Origin of the sequence: Lederbergia ruris (assembly GCF_018332955.1) — a bacterium.
Taxonomy (GTDB): domain Bacteria; phylum Bacillota; class Bacilli; order Bacillales; family Bacillaceae_C; genus Lederbergia; species Lederbergia ruris.
On record NZ_BORB01000005.1, the window covers coordinates 28,638 to 47,664 of the forward strand.

Consider the following 19,027-nt stretch of genomic DNA (forward strand, 5'->3'; position numbering starts at 1 on the left):
AAAAGGAGTTTATGATGATGGACAGATTATTCATCCAGGCAAAGCCAATCATTGAACGGCTAAAGGCTGCAGGCTATGAAGCATACTATGTTGGTGGTGCCGTGAGAGATTATATTCTTAAAAGAGAAATTGATGATGTTGATATTGCGACTTCGGCCACTCCATTGGAAATAAAATCCGTTTTTTCTAATACGGTTGATGTAGGGATTGAACATGGAACTATTTTAGTCATCCATGAGAGGCGGGGTTATGAGGTCACGACATTTCGGGCAGAAACCAATTATGTTGATTATCGTAGACCCGAGAGTGTCACATTTATTCGTTCTTTAAAAGATGATTTAAGACGTCGAGATTTTACGATCAATGCAATCGCTATGGATGAAGAGGGCGTCATGATCGATCCCTTTAACGGCAGGGAAGCTATTAAAAAGAAATGCATCAAAACAGTCGGTTCCCCAACAGAACGATTTGGAGAAGATGCTCTCAGGCTAATGAGAGCCGTGCGTTTTGTCAGCCAACTTGGTTTTAAACTCGATAATAGAACAGAAGAAGCATTAATTCAACAAGCCCCCTTACTCCAATATATTGCCATAGAAAGAATCTTCTTGGAAATGGAGAAACTCTTGAAAGGAAAACATGTAAAACGAGCTTTGAAAATAGCAAGAAAAGCAAAATTAAATGATTATTGGCCGTCTATTTTTAATCAAGAGCAGACAATAGAGCAAATCATCAATATGCCAATTGAGGGATTAGACCTAATGGAACTATGGTTATTAGCTCTGTATTTAGAAAAAGCTAAAGAGCCGCAAAAACAATTAAAAAAATGGAAGATGCCCACAAAGGATATGAAGACACTTCTACGGGCATTAACATTCTTAAATTGGCGCAAGGACAATAACTGGACAAATATTCAACTATACAGAGCAGGTAAGGAGATTGCTGTAATGGTTGAAAAGATCGTTTGTGTTCTACATCATGAAAAGCCTCAAGCCATAACAGTTAAAATATATGAGAAGTTTGCTGAATTTCCAATTACAGAACGTTCCCAATTGGCAATCACTGGAACAGATGTCTTAGAATGGACGCGGAAAACTCCTGGCCCATGGATTAGTCAATTATTTACCCAACTTGAAGAGGAGATTCTCAATAAAAAGATCCCAAATGAGCGGGAAATGATTCGGAGGTGGGTTGAGAAATGGGGAAATCCATCAAGCGACAAATGTTCGAAGCATTAGCGGAAGCAGATGGTCAATATCTATCTGGTCAACGCCTTGCCGATCTGATTGGTTGCTCGAGAACTGCCATCTGGAAAAATATAGAGGAATTAAGAAAGTCAGGCATTGAAATTGAAGCCGTGCGAAAAAAGGGTTATCGTTTAATCCATTTACCAGATGGACTAACTGAAAATCAAATTTTATATGGATTAGATACAAATATATTAGGAAAAAAAGTGATTCACTTTGAAACAACACCTTCGACTCAGTTGATTGCCCATCAAGAAGCAACAAAAGGTGCTCCCGAAGGCACGCTCATTGTTTCTGAGGAACAAACAAGTGGGAAGGGAAGAATGTTACGTGAATGGCATTCATCCAAACAAAAAGGGATCTGGATGAGTTTAATATTACGTCCCACTTTACCTTTAGAAAAAGCGCCACAATTTACTCTCATTGCGGCCATTGCCATTGCAAAGGCGATTGAAGATGTGATCGGGTTGGAACCTGAAATTAAATGGCCTAACGACCTGTTATTGAACGGAAAAAAGGTTACAGGTATTTTAACGGAGCTACAGGGAGAAGCTGATCAAATCAGATATTTAATTATAGGAATGGGAATTAATGTGAATCAAGAAAGCCAGGATTTTCCTGACGAATTGCAAGATAAAGCAACATCTTTATTAATTGAATCTGGAAAAAAAATAAAGCGAAAAACAGTTGTACAACATATTTTGAAAAATTTAGAGAAATATTATTTGATATACATAGAAAAAGGTTTCGCACCACTTAAGATTATTTGGGAAGAGTATGCGGTTAGTATTGGTAAAACAATAACCGCACAAACAAGCAGAGGGAATATAACAGGTATTGCGGAAGGAATAACAAATGATGGAGTTCTTATGATTCGCGACAGAAGCGGACAACTTCATTATATTTACTCAGCGGATATTCTCATCCACTGATAGTCAGATGTTAAAGATTTTGTTATAATTTATTTGGGCAGTATCTAAACGAACTGCACCACCTATCATGCAATCATAATAAGTTTAGATGGCTCTTGTACCTACATACCGGTACTCGTGCTGTACTAATCTGCCTTGATCCAATTTTGTGACTGGGACAGAGGACCTGAAATAATGAATGAGAGATGTTGGAGTCCTTCTGTTTATTTGCAGAGGACTCTTTTGCTAATTTAGCAAGTTTTATTCCTCATCTCGCATTTTATTACGGTATCCTCGCCAAAAAGGAGGAGACGAATTGAAGAAAACAACAGATTTTCAAAAAATGAAGCTAGCGAGAGAAAAAATCGCTATGGTGACGGCTTATGATTTTCCACAAGGCAAATTGGCTGAGAAGGCGGATGTCGATTTGCTGCTTGTCGGTGATTCATTAGGCATGGTGGTTTTAGGTTATGACTCTACTGTACCTGTGACCTTGGAGGATATGATTCATCATACAAAAGCGGTTAAAAGAGGAGCAAGGGATACGTTTATTGTCGCCGATTTGCCGTTTATGACTTACCATATTAGCAAGGACAAGGCGATGAAATCTGCTGCCATGCTCATGCAAGAAGGTGGGGCACATGCCGTTAAGATTGAAGGGGGCGGCGAGGTGATTGAAATCATCCGTGCTTTAACGACTGCCGGTGTCCCTGTAATGGGGCATTTAGGGCTCACGCCGCAAACAGCCGGTGTGTTAGGAGGGTATAAGGTTCAAGGGAAAACCGCGGCAGCCGCATCCCTTTTAGTAGAAGAAGCAAAAAGATGTGAAGAAGCTGGAGCATTTGCCCTTGTGCTTGAATGCATTCCACAACAACTGGGACAGATTGTAACCGAGAGTATTTCGATTCCGACAATTGGCATAGGAGCGGGAAATGGGACAGACGGCCAGGTACTTGTTCTCCATGATTTAGTCAATTTTGGCGTTGATCGTGTCGCTAAGTTTGTCAAACAATATTGTGATACAAACCAACTCTTCGAAACGGGTCTTCGTGAATATATCAAGGATGTAAAGCAAGGCACGTTTCCGACTGAACACCATTCATTTACGATGAACGAAAATGAACTCGAATTATTGTATGGGGGAAAATAAAATGGAGATTTTCACCAGCAAAAAAACATTGCAAAAGCGGATACAACAATTGAAAGATAATGGAAAGTCTATCGGATTTGTTCCCACAATGGGTTTCTTACATGAGGGGCATTTAAAATTAGTGGAAGAATCCGTTGCGGAGAATGATCTCACGGTTATGAGTATTTTTGTTAATCCATTACAGTTTGGACCTCAGGAAGATTTTCATGACTATCCAAGGAATCACGAACAAGACCGAAGTCTAGCTGAAAGTGCTGGTGTCGATATTTTGTTTATGCCAGATGTTGCAGAAATGTATGACCAAGAACGTTCATTCAAAATAAATGTACTACAACGAACGGATCAGCTTTGTGGGAAAAGTAGACCTGGGCATTTTGATGGAGTTGCGACCATCTTAATAAAGTTATTCCATATTGTGAATCCACAGCGGGTATATTTTGGGTTAAAAGATGCCCAACAAATAGCAGTCGTTGATTCACTTATTCAATATTTTGATTTTCCAATCGAACTCGTTGCTGTGGATACAGTAAGGGAACAAGATGGTTTAGCCCGAAGCTCTAGAAATGTGAATTTAACTAGTTTAGAGCGTAAAGAAGCTCCCTCTCTATATAAGGCTTTGCAAGTCGGCAAGCAACGCATTTGCCAAGGTGAAAGAAATATAGAGAAAGTTACAAGGGAAATTTATGACTATATAGAAAAAAATACAAGCGGGAAAATCGATTATATTGAGCTCCTTCGTTTTCCAGAATTACAGCCATTACAAACGATTGAGGGGAAAGTGATTTTAGCGATAGCGGTCCAGTTTTCCAAAGCACGGTTAATTGATAATATTATTCTTAATGTTGGGAAGTAAGGAGGGGATTTGATGTTCCGGACAATGATGAACGGAAAAATTCATAGAGCAACCGTGACGGAAGCGAATCTGAATTATGTTGGCAGCATCACGATTGATCGTGATATTCTCGATGCTGTTGATATGGTAGCAAATGAAAAAGTACAAATTGTAAATAACAACAATGGGGCACGCTTTGAGACCTATATTATTGAAGGAGAAAGAGGTTCTGGTGTCATTTGTGTAAATGGTGCGGCAGCTCGACTCGTCCAACCTGGTGATGTGATTATTATTATCTCCTATGCACTTATTGCAACGGATCAATTGCGATCCCATCAACCTAAAATTGCGATTATGACTAAGGATAACCAAATTAAAGAATTAATTCATCATGAACCAGAGTCAACTTTTTGTTAATGGATCAATATCTTGCCAGTCCTTAGAATAAAGGGACTGGTTTTTTCCTATGCTTAGAAAGATATGGTACAATGATGAAGATTAAGAATGGGCTAGATGCAAAAAAGGTGAGATTAGCATGTCACAAAAATATGTTGTGGTTGATTTAGAAACAACAGGAAATATGTGGGAAAAAGGAGATCGCATTATTCAATTATCCGCAGTCGTGATTCAACATTCCCAGATTATTGATCAGTATACAACTTTCATTAATCCAGGGATCTCCATTCCTCCCTTTATTGCTGAACTAACCGGCATTGAAGATGAAATGGTAGAAGATGCACCTTATTTTTTTGAGATTGCTGGAAAAATTCAAACGTTACTTCGCGATGCTGTTTTTGTTGCACATAACGTCTTGTTTGATTTAGGATTTTTACGAAAAGAAATGGAAGAAGCAGGATATTTTAATGTTTTTTCAAATGCCATTGATACAGTAGAATTAACAAAAATTCTGATGCCGGAATCTCCAAGCTATAAATTATCAGAGCTCTCAGATGTATTAGGTTTTGATCATGATCGTCCTCACCAAGCTGATAGTGATGCCTTAGTTACAGCAGAGTTGCTGTTAATGCTAATTGAAAAAGTCAAACAATTACCTATCGTTACGTTAGAAAAATTAACGGAGCTTGCCTTTTATTTAAAGAGTGATATAGGGCCCTTATTTCATGAACTTTTACATGAGCAAGAAGCAAAGATAGAAAATTTAGCAGAAGATTTGGAAGTACATCGTGGCATTGCCCTTAAGAAGAAATGTAAACCGATAAATAACCAGGACAAAAAAGATCATCCATATCCACTGACAGAGGAAGAAAAAGTCCAATTGCTCTCCCCTCATATAAATGGTTTCCAAGCCAGAGAAATGCAGTTTGATATGATGGATACCATTTATGAAGCTTTTGTTGATCAGAAACATACGGTGATTGAAGCAGGAACCGGGACAGGAAAGTCATTAGCCTATTTAATTCCTGCGCTTTATGTTGCTGTTGAAAAGCAACAACCCGTTGTGATTAGTACATATACGACGCAAATGCAAGAACAAATACTAAACAATGAAATCAGGAGATTAGCTAAAGCTGTTCCATTCCCAATACAGGCTTGCATTGCAAAAGGGAGAAATCACTACATTCATTTATTAAAATTTGAACAAACCTTACGTGAAAAAGAAAAACACCCTGACATCGTTCTGACTAAAATGCAAATTTTAGTTTGGCTTACAAGAACCGAAACGGGTGACTTAGATGAACTCAATTTTACCAGTGGAGGTCATCTGTTTAGATACAGAATTCAACATGATGGTTGGTTTATGGATAAAGAAAAGGACTCTTGGCTATCAAGAGATTTTTACCTTTTTGCACGTGAAAAAGCTCTGCAATCCAATATTATTATTACGAATCATTCCATGTTACTCTTGGACACAGAAAAGCAAATACTTCCTAATTATCAATACGTGATAATAGATGAGGCTCATCATCTTGAGAGAACTGCAAGAAAATCTTTTGGTGAAAAATTAGAATATAATTCGGTGAAATATTGGATTGGTCGATTAGGAACGTTAGAAAAGGACTTTTTCTTTAAAACGTTAGAGTCACTAATCAAAAATAAAAAATTGACACCGACTACACATTCTATGGAGTTAGAACAGGTGATCCTGCAAATGGATGAAGAGTTAGATATTTTATATGCCCAATTAGGGAAATTACTAGTTAATTCAACGGAAAATAAAACGGTGCAAACGAGAAAAGAATTTTTCCGTATTACGAATGAAATGAAAGAAAATCTTACATGGCAATCGATTGTCATGTGTGCAGAAAGAGTTTATGATCAACATCAATTGATAAAAAAAGGATTGGAAGAACGACTCGTATTAATAAAAAATCATAAAGAAAAACTAGCTATAGCCGAACAAGCTTTTATTGAGGAAATGAATAGTTTTATTCAAGAATGGACGGCTATTGGTGGCAGGATAAAAGACATCTTTATTTCCCCTGCTGAAGAAGATATTTTATGGTTGCAAGGTGATGTTAAGGCACTGCCTAATAGCATTACGGTTCGAAACGAGCCTACGGAAATTGGCCCTATCTTAAGAGAACGATTATTTCAACAAAAAAATTCGATTGTTTTAACATCAGCTACCTTGTCTATTCAAGGGTCTTTTCACTACTTTTTATATGAACTGGGGCTTACAAAGGATGAGATTATTCAGAAAATCTATCCTTCTCCCTTTAAATTTGAAAAAATGGCTAAACTCCTTATCCCTACAGATTTACCTGAAATTCGTGGTCAGGTTATGGATCGTGATATCGAAATGATCGCTAGCCACCTGTTGGCGATTGCCGAGGTAACGAATGGCAGAATGTTAATTCTCTTTACTTCTTATGATATGTTAAAAAAGACGTATTACTTGGTAAAAGATGCAGGGTGTTTGGAAGATTATGCGATTTTAGCGCAGGGGATTTCAGCTGGAAGTAGGTCGCGGTTAATTAAAAACTTTCAACAATTTCACAAGGCCATTCTTTTTGGTACTAGTAGCTTTTGGGAAGGTGTAGATATACCTGGAAAAGATTTATCCTGCCTTATCATCGTAAGGCTTCCTTTTGCACCTCCCGATGAACCCGTGACAGAGGCAAAATATGAAAGGATAAAGGAAAAAGGGATGAATCCTTTTACTACGTATGCCTTACCACAAGCTGTACTCCGTTTTAAACAAGGATTCGGGAGACTAATACGAGGTGAAGAGGATCGTGGCGTCGTGGTGGTATTTGATAAGCGACTAGATACAACTTCTTACGGAAAGGTATTTTTGCAATCCATCCCTCCGATCCCGATTGAAAGGGGATCGTTACCTGTCATACTGGATCAAATCCAGCAATGGCTTGATTGAGGCTGCAGTACGCTACAGCCTCAATCATGTGGGCTAAAATTTATTTTTAAAACGCAAAATCCATCATTTTTCAACAAAATTCCTGTTATAATGATGGGAGACATTGCTTACCTAATAGTATGACCTTTTTATTAAGTGATATGATGACATTTTCTGTGTGAAGGAAAAAAGCAAAGGAATGATGGTAGTGAGAAGGCTCGTATGAAAAAATGGATTTTAATTGTCATAGCTAGCACGATTCTTTTGGCTTCTGGATTCTTTCTTTACGTCTACCAAACAAGTCGAGCTCCAGTGAAGGATATGAAAGCATATGCTGAAGAAAGAGCAAGAGCGGAAGCCAAACTAACAAAAATCGATGAATTTTACTTATATAATGGCACCGAAACACATTATGTCATTGTGGGAGAAAACAAATCTGGAGAGAAGCTTGCTGTTTGGATCCCCGAAAAGAAAGGGAAAAAAATAGTCGAAAAAAAAATGGCTGATGGCATATCTAAGCAGGATGCCATTGCAAAATTAAACCAAGAAGAAAACCCACAAAAAATAATGGGAGTAAGACTTGGGATGGAAAAGGATTTACCACTTTGGGAAATATCCTATTTAGACGAACAGTCAAACCTCAATTATTATTATATTCATTTTGATACTGGAAAATGGTGGAGGAAAATTGAAAATTTATAGTAGAGAGAGGAATTATCATGACAATTCATTTGGCAAATCGCGTTGAAACATTAACCCCATCCACAACTTTGGCCATTACTGCAAAAGCAAAAGAATTAAAAGCGCAGGGGATGGATGTCATTGGGCTTGGAGCAGGAGAACCTGATTTTAATACACCTAGTAATATTATTGAGGCAGCCTATAGATCAATGAATGAAGGGAAAACAAAGTATACACCTGCTGGGGGATTACCGGAACTAAAGCAAGCGATCGTGACAAAACTAAAAAATGACCAAGGTCTTGAATATGCTCCGTCTGAAATAATTGTAGGGAATGGGGCAAAGCATATTCTCTACACATTATTTCAGGTTCTTTTAAATCCTAAGGATGAAGTTATTATCCCAACACCTTATTGGGTTAGTTATCCTGAACAAGTAAAATTAGCGGAGGGAGTACCTGTTTTTGTAGAAGGTAAAGAGCAGCAAGACTTTAAAATCACACCAGAACAGCTGGAAAAAGCCATTACACCTAATACAAAAGCATTTATTCTTAATTCACCTAGCAACCCTACAGGTATGCTCTACACCAAGGATGAATTGACTGCTTTAGGGGAAATTTGCTTAAAACATCAAGTATTAATTGTATCCGATGAAATTTATGAAAAATTAATTTACGGAGACAATACTCATACAACGATTGCGGAGATTTCACAGGAATTAAAAGAGATAACAATTCTAATTAATGGTGTTTCCAAATCACATTCTATGACAGGATGGAGAATAGGCTATGCAGCTGGGGACAAAAAGCTAATTGCGGCCATGACAGACCTTGCTAGTCATTCTACCTCTAATCCGACAACTACCTCGCAGTTTGGTGCAATTGAAGCTTATAATGGACCACAAACGGCTGTAGAAACAATGAAAACAGCTTTTGAAGAAAGACTAAATATTATTTATCCAAAACTGATCTCTATACCAGGAGTGAAATGTAAAAAGCCGCAAGGGGCTTTCTACTTATTTCCTAACGTAAAGGAAGCTGCGACATTGACTGGTTATGAATCAGTGGACCAATTTGTTGCAGGGTTATTAGAGGAAGCGTTAGTAGCGGTTGTACCGGGGTCTGGATTTGGCTCACCTGATAACATCCGTTTATCTTACGCAACATCTTTAGAGAATCTAGAAGAGGCGATCAAAAGAATCCACACATTTGTTCAAAATAAAACGAAGTAAGGATAAAAGGAATTTTTGCATTATGAAAGGACGACCAATATGAAAGTATCGATTTCAGAAGTAAATAAATATGTGGGACAAGAAGTGACAATTGGGGCGTGGTTGGATAATAAGCGTTCAAGCGGAAAAATTGCTTTTTTGCAATTACGCGATGGAACAGGGTTTATTCAAGGGGTCATGGTTAAGAGTGAAGTGGATGAATCCATTTTTCAAAAGGCCAAATCTTTATCACAAGAAACCTCTCTATTTGTAACAGGTGTTATCCAAGAGGATAGTCGTTCTTCATTCGGATATGAATTATTAGTATCAGATATAGAGATTATTCACGAAGCATCGAATTATCCTATTACACCTAAAAACCATGGCACTGAATTTCTGATGGATCATCGTCATTTATGGCTACGTTCACGCCGTCAACATGCTGTAATGAAAATTAGAAACGAAATCATCCGTGCCACTTATGAATTCTTTAATTCACACGGATTTGTTAAAATTGACCCACCGATTTTAACGGGAAGTGCTCCGGAAGGAACGACAGAGCTTTTTCATACAAAATATTTTGATGAAGATGCCTTCCTATCGCAAAGTGGACAGCTTTATATGGAGGCCGCAGCAATGGCGCTCGGCAAAGTATTTTCTTTCGGCCCTACGTTTAGAGCCGAGAAGTCAAAAACTCGTAGACATTTGATTGAATTCTGGATGATTGAACCTGAAATGGCTTTTTATAACTTTGAGGATAGTTTAAAAGTGCAAGAAGAATATGTCGCGTTTATCGTACAATCCGTATTAAAGAACTGTTCTTTAGAACTAGAAAGACTGGGGAGAGATACAACGAAGTTAGAAAAAGTAGTGGCTCCATTCCCACGCATTACGTATGATGATGCGATTGAATTTTTACATGAGCAAGGTTTTGATGATATTCAATGGGGCGATGATTTTGGTGCTCCTCATGAAACCGCCATTGCCGATCATTTTGATCAACCTGTATTTATTACGAAATACCCAACGAAAATAAAGCCATTTTATATGCAGCCGGATCCTGCAAATGATGAGCTTGTCCTTTGTGCTGACATGATTGCCCCTGAAGGTTATGGAGAAATAATTGGTGGATCGGAAAGAATTCATGATTTCGAATTAATGAAGAAGAGAATGGAAGAACATCAATTGCCACTAGAAGCTTACGAATGGTATTTGGATATTTCACGGTATGGTTCTGTACCTCATTCCGGATTTGGATTAGGTTTAGAACGAACTGTTGCCTGGATAGCTGGCGTCGAACATGTTCGAGAAACGATTCCATTCCCACGTTTATTAAACCGTCTGTATCCGTAAAGACCAAAGATTTAAATTAGTTAGGAAACCATACGGCTCGTTTATGAAAGCACCAAGAAAAAGAGACTATCCATGATGGGTTAGTCTCTTTCACTCATATGGATTTTTTCCTAGATAACACAAAGCGAGGTGTCACAAGATGGATCAAGACATGATGGTATCCTGGATTGAAGCAGGAACAATTCAAATTCCTGTTTTGCTCATGCAAAAATATCGAAGCTTAGGCTTGGATGAGAAGGAACTTTCCTTAATCCTTCAAATTTTAGCTTATAAAGAAAAAGGAAATGTATTCCCTACGCCTGAACAAATTGCGGAGAACATGACGATTACTCATAATGAATGTTCATCCATTCTACGTAAACTTGTTCAACATGAGATGTTAAAGATTGAACAGCAAAGCGATAAAGGGTTAGGATTTGATCAATATTCTCTTACACCTCTATGGTATAAGCTCGCAGAAGAAATGATGAAAGAAAGAAAACAAGACAATTTTAGAAATGTATTAGAAGCCGAACAAGATTTATACACGATTTTTGAGAATGAATTTGGCCGGCCTTTATCTCCAATGGAATGTGAATCCTTAGCGATGTGGATCGATCACGATGGCCAAGATCCAACATTGATAAAAGCAGCTTTAAAAGAAGCTGTCATGTCCAATACCCTTAATTTTCGCTACATTGATCGGATATTATTTGAATGGAAGAAAAATGGTATACAGACAGTTGAGCAAGCAAAGATTCATAGTTCAAAGTTTAGACAAAAAACAAAAGCCAGCAAACCGACGCACTCAACATCAAAGACAATGCCTGTTTATAATTGGCTTGAGCAATAAGGTGATGGAATGTTAAATAAACAACAAATCCGATTCTGTTTGGACGAGATGGGGAAAATGTTTCCTGAAGCTCATTGTGAACTCAATCACTCTAATCCTTTTGAGCTTGTCATTGCCGTTTCCCTATCTGCGCAATGCACGGATGCATTAGTCAATCGGGTAACAGAGAAGTTATTTAAAAAGTATAAAACACCGGAGGATTATTTAGCTGTTCCTTTAGAAGAACTGCAAATGGATATCCGTTCGATTGGATTATTTCGTAATAAAGCAAAAAATATTCAAAAGCTAAGTAAAATGCTGTTAGAGGAGTATGGGGGGGAGGTTCCCACAACTCGGGAAGAACTTGAGAAATTACCCGGTGTAGGAAGAAAAACAGCGAATGTTGTTTTATCAGTCGCATTTGGAATCCCAGCCATTGCTGTAGATACCCATGTAGAGCGAGTCAGCAAACGTCTAGCTTTTTGTCGCTGGAAAGATAGCGTGCTAGAGGTCGAAAAGACTTTAATGCGCAAGGTTCCGGAAGATGAGTGGTCCGTTACGCATCACAGAATGATTTTTTTTGGTCGCTATCACTGTAAAGCGCAAAATCCACAATGCCCAACCTGTCCTTTGAACGAGATATGCAGAGAGGGAAAGAAACGATTAAAAAAGAAGGCATAAGGTTTTTATAAATTGGCGGACTAGCTTCTATTGAATAAAGAAAAAAGCGTCAAGCGTCTCTTATGTAAGAGAGCTTGACGCTTTTTTGTAAACTATAGGGCATCCCGCCAAAAAACTTCACTCTGCTTCATCGGAGTTTGAAACTTCTTGGTCCGGATTATCATCTGGTTCATCGGTATTTGTCGTTTGTTCTTGTTTATCTTTTTCCCCATCTTGTTCATTGTTGTCCTGTTTTTTGTCTTGCTCTTGCTCATCATTTGCTTCATTCTCATCTGGTTGCTCTGCTTCATCTTCTTTCTCTTTCTCTTCGTCTTCCCGTTCCTGCTCCTGTTCATTGTTATCTTCAGTCTCTTCGGTGTTATCATCCTCAGGAGGTGTAACTTCTTCCTCTTCCTTCTCCTTCTCATCTTCTTGTTTTGGTACCGTAACACTTGCGGTGCCTGCACTACTTTTTTGTCCTCCAGAAATAGCTATGACTTCTATACTATATGTTTTTCCAGGTTCTACATCTTTTAAAACATAGTTCCGATCCGATAAACCGCCGAGCGATTTTTTCTCACCATCTATTTTTATTGAAACATCAAATACGAAGTCTTTTTTATCGCGATCTGGGTGATCCCAACTAAACTTAACTTCATTGGCATCTTCATGATATGCACCACTTACGGACGGAGAATCCAATTTATCGAAGTTCGTAGACGTTTCTTTAGGTTCCGTTCCGGCTACAAAATATTCATATACAATATTACTTTCCGGTGTATATTTGCTCGGCTTTTTCGCTGGATTGGACCCTTTTTCAACAGCCGCCTTCACGACACTCTTCGGCATGGTGAAGTCCGGAGTATCGATCCCTTGAGAAACATGGGCCATTAAGTTTTTATACAATTCTTTCGCGATTTGTTGATCACTTCCAGCCCTTAAAGGCTTTTTGCGATCCTCATAACCGGTCCATACAGCAATCGTATAGTTCGTTGTATAGCCTGCGAACCAAGCGTCGGGAACATCCTTTTGGTCAAGGCCCCAATCTAGAATTTGTTTTTTAGTGTAATTAGTCGTACCTGTTTTTCCTGCTGCCGGGAGACCAGGTATAATCGCACCACTTCCGGTTGCTCCAGGTTTGCTTGAGATGACATCCTTGAGCATGTTTGTAATCATAAAGGCGGTTGAATCCTTTATTGCAAGTTGTGGAGAAACTTTATTGACAATTTCTGTTTCATTGTCTTTTAGAATAATTTTCTTCACGGTATGTGGTTTATTATAAATGCCCTCATTTCCAAACGTTGCATAAGCTCCGGCAAGTTTTAATGGAGAAATGTCTTCAATTGCTCCAATGGAAGCTGATTCATTCTCAATTTTGTCATATTCCAATCCGAGTTTAGCGGCAAAGTCGCGGACTTTATCATTTCCTACAGCTTGAAACGCCTTAAGGGCTGGAATATTCCGCGATTTATATAAAGCTTCACGAATAGACATTTGACCTTCGTATGTGTCATTCCAGTTTCCAATCGATTCGCCGGTACTATACTGATAAGGTTCATCGACGATTTGTTCATACGTAGACCAATTCAAATATTCAATCGCAGGTCCATAGTCGAAAATAGGCTTAATCGTGGAACCCGGTTGTCGTTCTGAGAGTGTCGTCGCAAAATTTCTCCCACGTTTGACATCTTTGTAACGATTTCCACCAATCGCACGAATTTCACCTGTTTTTGTATCCGTGAGCACAAGACCAGCTTGCATTTCTTCATCAGGAAACTGGACAACATCATTATCAAAAAACATTTTTTCCGTATATTCCTGTGCATCTGGATCAAGCGTGGTGTAGATCGTTAAACCATCTGCATACACATTATAGTCTCCCATTTCTTCCACTTCGCGAATAACTTGATCAACAAAGGAATCATATTTATAAGGTGTACCTTTGTTTTCTTCTAATGGAATAAGGGTTTCTGTAACAGATTTCTTTTTAGCTGCTTCCATCTCGTCCTTACTAATTTTTCCATGCTGATACATCAAGGACAAAACCACATTTTTTCGTTTATCTGCTCGTTCAGGATTTTTATAAGGTTCATAGTTATTAGGTGATTGGGGGAGACCAGCTAAAAAGGCTCGTTCTTGTAACTCCAATTCATCTAAATTCTTATCAAAATAATATTCAGCAGCTGTAGCAATTCCGTGAACACCATTACCATAAAAAATTTTGTTCACATAAATTTCGAAAATTTGTTCCTTAGAATATTCTTTTTCTAATTTAATGGCTAACCAGGCCTCTTGGGCCTTTCTTTTTAACGTTTTCTCTTCAGACAAAAACGATAATTTTACAACTTGTTGTGTAAGAGTAGAGGCACCCTCTGAGCCAAACCCTCGCGTAACATTTGCTAAAATAGCTCCAGCCAGTCTTCTGAAATCAATCCCGCCATGTTTAAAGAAGCGGACATCTTCAGTTGCTAATACAGCATCAACAACTTCATCCGGAATCTTATCAAATTCGACATAATCGCGATTCTCTGTACCAACGGTGGCAAACACATCGCCATTAATATCAAGTAAATCTGATGCGACAGGGTCAATTAATAGTACATCATCCACCGGAGGGGCATCTTTTGCATAAATAGCAAAGGTCGTTCCCCCAGCAATGACACCGACAAGACCAAGAATAAAAATCGTTAAGAAGATCGTTTTGAAAATTTTTCTTGCTTTTTTAGGTTGTTTCTTTATATTTGAAGGTTGTTTTTTCCTGCGTTCAACTCGGCTTTGATAATTTTCTGCCATATGGAGTCCTCACTTTCAAAGATGTTAAAGAAGGTTTAATTCCTGGATTTTTTTAATATAGTCAATTCTCGGATGCAATCCATATGGGATTTGATGCCCATTCTGTATAATCTCATCCTTCTTTATTGATTTTCTCCCTCCATTCATCATCCGTTCCCAATAAAAGAATAAAATTTTCCCTTCAAGAAGAAAAATTTCATCTGTTGTTGCAAATCTTAATATAACAAACGTAATTCCGCCCTGCTGAACTACACTTTTCATATGCTCAATTTGGTGTTCATGAAAATTACTTAAAGGAAAAGAGCTATTACTTCTTGTTTCTTTTGCTTCAAAATCAATATATTTTCCATTCCAAACGCCATTATAATCTGTCGTAGATGCTTGTCTAAAATAGGCTTCTTTAATGACAGCTGCACTTCTTGAAGGATAATCTACATTTACAATTTGAATAGGGATCGGCTTCTTATGAATGACCGCTATATTATGGGTTCGATAATATAGATTGGTTTCATTCAGATCCTCCTCTAATGTCATGCCTCTGTTACTATACGAGTTTTGTTTGTTTAACTTCTTTTCTTCCTTTTTTACGTTCGTATTTCCTTGGTACTTTCTCCCATTGGGATAATGTAAAACCATGCAGATCCACCTCTCCCCAATTATATCATACCCTTCATAAAGGAAAAATCTTACATATGGGAGTATAGCTTTTTTTCCCTCGTTTGTATATACGTTTCATCTGCCAAAAAGATACATGAAGTTCAGTTAAATGGACACGTTATAAACAAGAAAAAGAAAGGATGATAAATATGGCAAAAAACAAACAAAATGAAGAAAAGAAAAGAATTAAAGATCAACCGACAAAGGCAGGGGAGGGGAATCCTAAACTGAATGGTCCTAATCGACCGTCCACTTAGGATTTGTCGAAGAAAAGAAAAATTTAGAAAGAAGCCACTTTGTTTGGCGAAACCCTTCTAGTTTTGTCAGCCTTGCAGGATTAGTCAAGACAATGGTGAAATACTAATGCAAAGGGTGAGGATGGAGGAAGGAATGTGACTAAAAAAGAGTTGTTAAACCGGTTGGAAGATATTCAAATGCAGATGAATCAAGTGGAACAAATGCTGAAAGAGAAATCTGTACTGAGTAAAAGACAGGTTACCCGAGATGACAAACAAGGAGAACAAGTCCAGGCTGTCATCAGTCTAGAGCAGAAAAAAGTAAGAGTTGAAACAGCGTTCGCTTTAGCGGAATAGTCATTCATTTATTATTGTAAGATTCGTTTACTTTGCTTCGGTATCTGAATAGCAGTAAAATGAAAAAGTAGCGGAATTATAACCAGCTACTTTTTCGTTATGGGCCAAAAATGTCTAATTTAAAGGGCAATCATCATGATTTAGTAAAGAATATTTTATGATAACTGGTAAAGACAGGGTGAGGTAAGAATGGAAAGGATTCATTTGAAAAACTTAACTGCACAATTATATAAATTCAATAACGAGGCACATGAGACTTTTCTTAAACATAGGGAAACAGGTGAAAAAGGCGATTTTTTTCAAGAGGTAAAGCCTTTTGCGGATCAAGTGAAAGTTTGTTGTGATGAATGGGAACCACTTGCGGTCAAGTGGTCAGTGCAAGAAAAGCCCAAAAATCTACATCCAATGCAAATTCGTAATACGGCAGAAAATATCCAAATGGTTTCGATTCGCGCTTTTTTTCCTGAATCCAGTTTGAAGCGATTTATTTCTCATATTCAATCCATCGATTTTATATTGCGTAGAATGCTAGAAGAATTAGATGGCGAGTAGCACTTTTTTCTATGGTTGGGCATAAGGTGTATTAGAAATTCAGAAAGGAGGGATAAAATGCAGCCATTTCCGATCTTAAACGGTCAGCAGCGATTTTATAGAAATGCCTATCCCTATATTAATCCTTATCCTCCTAATCAGTATCCCACAAATTATCAACCGGGCATTCAGTACGGAATGAATATCCCTTATGCTGCACCATATCCAAGTCAACCGCCAATGGGATTTTTACCACAAAAGCAACATAAAAATTCCGCCTTTCTATTTCAAAATCCTTTACAATCTGAAGAGGATTATCAGTATAATAACCAACCAATCCCCTATACAAAAAAACATGCGCAATTACAACCAGCAAAACCAGCTACACCATTGAATTCCATATTCCAATCATTTAAATCCCAAGATGGCTCCTATGACTTTAATAAAATGGTGAGCACTGCTGGACAATTATTCAATGCTATTAATCAAGTTTCTGGAATGGCAAAGGGAATTGGAGGTATGTTTAAGCTTTAAGAAGGAATCGATTCTATATGATCGATTCCTTCTTCCATTATTTCAACATCTTTTGTTTTCAATATGGCCGTTCTTCCAAAGCCAACAATCAAATCTTATTCAATCGATAATTTTTTTCCTTTCTCTTTTGGAATTCTAATATTCAGAATACCATCTTTATATTGGGCAATAGCTTTGTGTTGGATTGTAGGCTTCGAAAGTGGGATCGTTCTGGAGGATTTATTCCATATTCCTTTCCTATAAAAAGCTTGTTTTTTTGTATCTTCTTTTTCATACTTTTCTTCTTGGTGAACAGTGATCGTAACATATTGTGGCAGAATTTCTAATTCAATTTGCTCTTTTTTCACACCTGGAAGTTGTGCATTAATAACATATTCCTTGCTATTTTCAGTAAAATCCACTGGAAACCCTCCAAATGGTTTTGCTTGAGTGAAAAAATCATCCATACTTTGTAAAAGACCGTTGTTTGGTGATTCTGTAAATAGGCGATCCATGCTCCGGATTAAATGTTGAAATGATTCACTTATATTATTCATATTACTAGGCTTTTCCTTCAATCTTTACACCTCCTATTTAGTCTGTAGTATCGTATGACAAGTGATTTTAAAGAGTTCAATAAAAATACCCATTTCCCGCCTAAGTGGGGAATAATCGCCTTAATATGTACGCTTCATTTCCCGGGCAAGCGCATATTTCGACTAGTTTTATTAAAAATTTATTATCAAAAAGAAATTGCAGAAGAAATTTGTTGATTTTTGGCCACAGGATGTGGGTCAATACGGTGTTGCGCCAGGACGGAGGCCAACAGGATGTTGGTCACAAAGGCGTTGCGCCAGGACGGCGCGCCTTTAGCCTTTGATCCACAACTTAGCCTGTTTATCTTTTCTTCAACCTTAAAACATGCGCTTATATTTTTCTAAGAAATTTGGGTTTTATGATTAGTACATGTATCCGTTTATTTTCATAGGCTATAAATGAAAGGAAAAGATGACAAGAGAGGAGATTTTTTATGTATAAAAATTGTTGTAATCAAGTTTTACCGGCTATTGTTCACCCGACAAAGTGTTGCGTAAAACATACGTGCCAAAACTATATCATTCCGGAAATCCATCCATCCCATACCACAACAGTGAATCATGAAAATTTTGTGCATGAACACTATTTTCCGCATACTGAATCTGTAGTAAATGAAGTAACGAATCAACAGGTGATGATGCCAGGACCAGGACCTATGCCAGGGCCATGTTACGGACCACGTCCAGGGTTTGGCCCAAGACCCCCTTTCCCATACTAAGCTTACCTGAGCGAGGACGTTATGTCCTCGTTTTTGTGTGAAATTATAAATTATACCATCTTGAAAAATTGACAAAACGGCATTATTTTGGAAGAATAATGATATGGTAGTGTGAATTTTAAGGTGGTGTTTTGGAATGTTAGCAGATCGACTAAAATTAACTGCTAAAGAAATATTAGAAAAAGAATTTAAAACAAAGTTCCGCGGTTATAAACAAGATGAGGTAGATCACTTTTTAGATCAAATTATTAAAGATTATGAAACCATGCATCAAGTAGTGGAAGAATTGCAACAAGAAAATATTAGATTGAAAAAGCAAGTAGGAGATCAATCACGTCGACAGCCGCCACCAGCACAACCCGCTGGAACGACTAATTTCGACATTTTAAAGCGTCTTTCTAACTTGGAAAAACATGTATTTGGAAGCAAACTGGACGACTAATTGTCTATTCCATTTTT

At 37.8% G+C, this 19,027-nt stretch carries 19 protein-coding genes; 16 read left to right on the forward strand and 3 right to left on the reverse strand.

What is annotated here, in order from left to right; genetic code table 11:
- Positions 1-17 precede the first annotated feature (17 nt).
- From KI363_RS04145 to nth, 11 genes are all read left to right on the forward strand, one after another.
- Complete coding sequence (locus tag KI363_RS04145) at positions 18-1,235, forward strand: CCA tRNA nucleotidyltransferase (RefSeq protein WP_212965589.1); 1,218 nt, start codon at positions 18-20, stop codon at positions 1,233-1,235.
- Complete coding sequence (locus tag KI363_RS04150; RefSeq protein WP_212965590.1) at positions 1,196-2,176, forward strand: biotin--[acetyl-CoA-carboxylase] ligase; 981 nt, start codon at positions 1,196-1,198, stop codon at positions 2,174-2,176. Before KI363_RS04145 ends, KI363_RS04150 begins: the two co-directional genes overlap by 40 nt.
- 295 nt (positions 2,177-2,471) lie before the next feature.
- Positions 2,472-3,305, forward strand: a complete 834-nt coding sequence (gene panB / locus KI363_RS04155) for a 3-methyl-2-oxobutanoate hydroxymethyltransferase (protein ID WP_158322332.1) — start codon at positions 2,472-2,474, stop codon at positions 3,303-3,305.
- Position 3,306: 1 nt separating this feature from the next.
- Positions 3,307-4,158 (forward strand): pantoate--beta-alanine ligase, encoded by an 852-nt coding sequence (gene panC / locus KI363_RS04160; protein ID WP_158322333.1) that lies wholly within the window; start codon positions 3,307-3,309, stop codon positions 4,156-4,158.
- A gap of 12 nt (positions 4,159-4,170) precedes the next feature.
- The gene (gene panD / locus KI363_RS04165) at positions 4,171-4,554 is read left to right on the forward strand and encodes an aspartate 1-decarboxylase (RefSeq protein WP_158322334.1); all 384 of its coding nucleotides are present in this window, start codon (positions 4,171-4,173) and stop codon (positions 4,552-4,554) included.
- A gap of 118 nt (positions 4,555-4,672) precedes the next feature.
- A complete protein-coding gene (gene dinG / locus KI363_RS04170; RefSeq protein WP_212965591.1) occupies positions 4,673-7,474 on the forward strand; it encodes an ATP-dependent DNA helicase DinG in 2,802 nt (933 codons plus the stop codon).
- Positions 7,475-7,675: 201 nt separating this feature from the next.
- Positions 7,676-8,155 carry a cell wall elongation regulator TseB-like domain-containing protein gene (locus KI363_RS04175; RefSeq protein ID WP_158322336.1) on the forward strand — a complete coding sequence of 160 codons (480 nt, stop codon included), beginning with the start codon at positions 7,676-7,678 and terminating at the stop codon, positions 8,153-8,155.
- A gap of 17 nt (positions 8,156-8,172) precedes the next feature.
- Positions 8,173-9,363, forward strand: a complete 1,191-nt coding sequence (locus KI363_RS04180; RefSeq protein ID WP_158322337.1) for a pyridoxal phosphate-dependent aminotransferase — start codon at positions 8,173-8,175, stop codon at positions 9,361-9,363.
- Between the two features lie 39 nt (positions 9,364-9,402).
- Entirely contained in the window at positions 9,403-10,695 is a 1,293-nt protein-coding gene (asnS, locus tag KI363_RS04185) for an asparagine--tRNA ligase (RefSeq protein WP_158322338.1), read from the forward strand.
- Between the two features lie 139 nt (positions 10,696-10,834).
- Entirely contained in the window at positions 10,835-11,527 is a 693-nt protein-coding gene (locus KI363_RS04190; protein WP_158322339.1) for a DnaD domain-containing protein, read from the forward strand.
- 9 nt (positions 11,528-11,536) lie between these two features.
- Positions 11,537-12,187 carry an endonuclease III gene (nth, locus tag KI363_RS04195; RefSeq protein WP_158322340.1) on the forward strand — a complete coding sequence of 217 codons (651 nt, stop codon included), beginning with the start codon at positions 11,537-11,539 and terminating at the stop codon, positions 12,185-12,187.
- Positions 12,188-12,304: 117 nt separating this feature from the next.
- Here the strand turns inward: nth and KI363_RS04200 are convergent, their stop codons facing one another.
- Together KI363_RS04200 and recU are read right to left on the reverse strand one after the other, a co-directional pair.
- Positions 12,305-14,959 (reverse strand): penicillin-binding protein 1A, encoded by a 2,655-nt coding sequence (locus KI363_RS04200; RefSeq protein ID WP_212965592.1) that lies wholly within the window; start codon positions 14,957-14,959, stop codon positions 12,305-12,307.
- A 24-nt stretch (positions 14,960-14,983) separates the two neighbouring features.
- Positions 14,984-15,595 (reverse strand): Holliday junction resolvase RecU, encoded by a 612-nt coding sequence (gene recU / locus KI363_RS04205; protein ID WP_158322342.1) that lies wholly within the window; start codon positions 15,593-15,595, stop codon positions 14,984-14,986.
- 413 nt (positions 15,596-16,008) lie between these two features.
- On the opposite strand from recU, the gene KI363_RS04210 reads away from it, so the two are divergent.
- The 3 genes from KI363_RS04210 (at position 16,009) to KI363_RS04220 (ending at position 17,274) form a co-directional block, all read left to right on the forward strand.
- Complete coding sequence (locus tag KI363_RS04210) at positions 16,009-16,209, forward strand: hypothetical protein (protein ID WP_158322343.1); 201 nt, start codon at positions 16,009-16,011, stop codon at positions 16,207-16,209.
- 189 nt (positions 16,210-16,398) lie between these two features.
- Positions 16,399-16,761 carry a YppE family protein gene (locus KI363_RS04215; protein ID WP_158322344.1) on the forward strand — a complete coding sequence of 121 codons (363 nt, stop codon included), beginning with the start codon at positions 16,399-16,401 and terminating at the stop codon, positions 16,759-16,761.
- 57 nt (positions 16,762-16,818) lie between these two features.
- Positions 16,819-17,274, forward strand: a complete 456-nt coding sequence (locus tag KI363_RS04220; RefSeq protein ID WP_212965593.1) for a YppG family protein — start codon at positions 16,819-16,821, stop codon at positions 17,272-17,274.
- A gap of 95 nt (positions 17,275-17,369) precedes the next feature.
- On the opposite strand, the gene KI363_RS04225 is transcribed toward KI363_RS04220, so the two are convergent.
- Positions 17,370-17,831, reverse strand: coding sequence for an Hsp20/alpha crystallin family protein (locus KI363_RS04225; protein ID WP_212965594.1), 462 nt, complete (start codon positions 17,829-17,831; stop codon positions 17,370-17,372).
- 452 nt (positions 17,832-18,283) lie between these two features.
- Between KI363_RS04225 and KI363_RS04230 the strand changes: the two genes are divergently transcribed.
- Together KI363_RS04230 and gpsB are read left to right on the forward strand one after the other, a co-directional pair.
- The gene (locus tag KI363_RS04230) at positions 18,284-18,568 is read left to right on the forward strand and encodes a CotD family spore coat protein (RefSeq protein ID WP_212965595.1); all 285 of its coding nucleotides are present in this window, start codon (positions 18,284-18,286) and stop codon (positions 18,566-18,568) included.
- A 136-nt stretch (positions 18,569-18,704) separates the two neighbouring features.
- Positions 18,705-19,010 carry a cell division regulator GpsB gene (gpsB, locus tag KI363_RS04235; protein ID WP_158322348.1) on the forward strand — a complete coding sequence of 102 codons (306 nt, stop codon included), beginning with the start codon at positions 18,705-18,707 and terminating at the stop codon, positions 19,008-19,010.
- The last annotated feature ends 17 nt before the right edge of the window (positions 19,011-19,027 follow it).

Excerpts from the sequence above, each read along its gene's own strand:
- KI363_RS04145 (WP_212965589.1), top strand. The coding sequence starts at position 18 with ATGGACAGATTATTCATCCAGGCAAAGCCAATCATTGAACGGCTAAAG.
- KI363_RS04150 (WP_212965590.1), top strand. The coding sequence starts at position 1,196 with ATGGGGAAATCCATCAAGCGACAAATGTTCGAAGCATTAGCGGAAGCA.
- panC (WP_158322333.1), top strand. The coding sequence starts at position 3,307 with ATGGAGATTTTCACCAGCAAAAAAACATTGCAAAAGCGGATACAACAA.
- panD (WP_158322334.1), top strand. The coding sequence starts at position 4,171 with ATGTTCCGGACAATGATGAACGGAAAAATTCATAGAGCAACCGTGACG.
- dinG (WP_212965591.1), top strand. The coding sequence starts at position 4,673 with ATGTCACAAAAATATGTTGTGGTTGATTTAGAAACAACAGGAAATATG.
- KI363_RS04175 (WP_158322336.1), top strand. The coding sequence starts at position 7,676 with ATGAAAAAATGGATTTTAATTGTCATAGCTAGCACGATTCTTTTGGCT.
- KI363_RS04180 (WP_158322337.1), top strand. The coding sequence starts at position 8,173 with ATGACAATTCATTTGGCAAATCGCGTTGAAACATTAACCCCATCCACA.
- asnS (WP_158322338.1), top strand. The coding sequence starts at position 9,403 with ATGAAAGTATCGATTTCAGAAGTAAATAAATATGTGGGACAAGAAGTG.
- KI363_RS04190 (WP_158322339.1), top strand. The coding sequence starts at position 10,835 with ATGGATCAAGACATGATGGTATCCTGGATTGAAGCAGGAACAATTCAA.
- nth (WP_158322340.1), top strand. The coding sequence starts at position 11,537 with ATGTTAAATAAACAACAAATCCGATTCTGTTTGGACGAGATGGGGAAA.
- KI363_RS04200 (WP_212965592.1), bottom strand. The coding sequence starts at position 14,959 with ATGGCAGAAAATTATCAAAGCCGAGTTGAACGCAGGAAAAAACAACCT.
- recU (WP_158322342.1), bottom strand. The coding sequence starts at position 15,595 with ATGGTTTTACATTATCCCAATGGGAGAAAGTACCAAGGAAATACGAAC.
- KI363_RS04215 (WP_158322344.1), top strand. The coding sequence starts at position 16,399 with ATGGAAAGGATTCATTTGAAAAACTTAACTGCACAATTATATAAATTC.
- KI363_RS04220 (WP_212965593.1), top strand. The coding sequence starts at position 16,819 with ATGCAGCCATTTCCGATCTTAAACGGTCAGCAGCGATTTTATAGAAAT.
- KI363_RS04230 (WP_212965595.1), top strand. The coding sequence starts at position 18,284 with ATGTATAAAAATTGTTGTAATCAAGTTTTACCGGCTATTGTTCACCCG.
- gpsB (WP_158322348.1), top strand. The coding sequence starts at position 18,705 with ATGTTAGCAGATCGACTAAAATTAACTGCTAAAGAAATATTAGAAAAA.